Here is a 643-nt window from a genome sequence, read left to right as displayed (position 1 = left end):
CGTAGTCGCCCAGGCACCGCTGCTCGACGACCAGCCCAGGCTCGGGACGGTGTCGGTGCCGAGCGTCGGCCTCGGCCTGACGCCGCTGATCCCAGAAGTCGCGCCGGAGCTGCTTCGCCGCCTGGACGTGGGCCGGATCGGTCACGGTGACTCCGCCCGCCCAGGACCGCTCGTGCTCGGCCACGATGGCGCCCTCGCACGCGACCGTGACAGAGGTCGGGGTTGCGGTGACATCGACGAGCCGGCCGATGGCCCGCGGGTCGACTGAGTAGTCGGACCGGTCCAGGCGGATGTAGTAGTCCCGGGCCAGCCGGACCCGGCTGGACAGGCCCGTCGCGGGAGCGACCGGCGGCAGCGCCGTCATCGCACCGAGATCCTGCTCGAGCGCGTCGACGGGCCGGCCACCGAGCGAGCGGACGGTCCGCTGGTTCGCCCTGACCAGCCAGTCCGCGAGCTGCCCGTTGAAGTCGGTGGGGCTCGCGAAGCTGCGGCCCGGCAGGAACGAGGTCTCGAAGAACCGGTTGTTGCGCTCCACCATCCCCTTGAACTCCGGATCCCGTGGCGGCGCCAGCACGATCCGGGTCGCCAGCGTCCCAGCGAACGAGGCGGCCGCGACCGTGACCTTCCCGTTTCCACCGATCGC

At 72.2% G+C, this 643-nt stretch carries 1 protein-coding gene; it reads right to left on the bottom strand.

Features of this window, described 5'->3' with window-relative positions:
• On the bottom strand, nucleotides 1-643 hold a 643-nt coding region (locus tag BKD30_RS16190), incomplete at both ends, for a Mu transposase domain-containing protein (RefSeq protein WP_076705939.1).

Source organism: Tersicoccus phoenicis, from assembly GCF_001968835.1.
GTDB lineage: Bacteria > Actinomycetota > Actinomycetes > Actinomycetales > Micrococcaceae > Tersicoccus > Tersicoccus phoenicis.
Note: the sequence above shows the minus strand (reverse complement) of the source record. Positions and strands in the feature narration are given on the sequence as shown.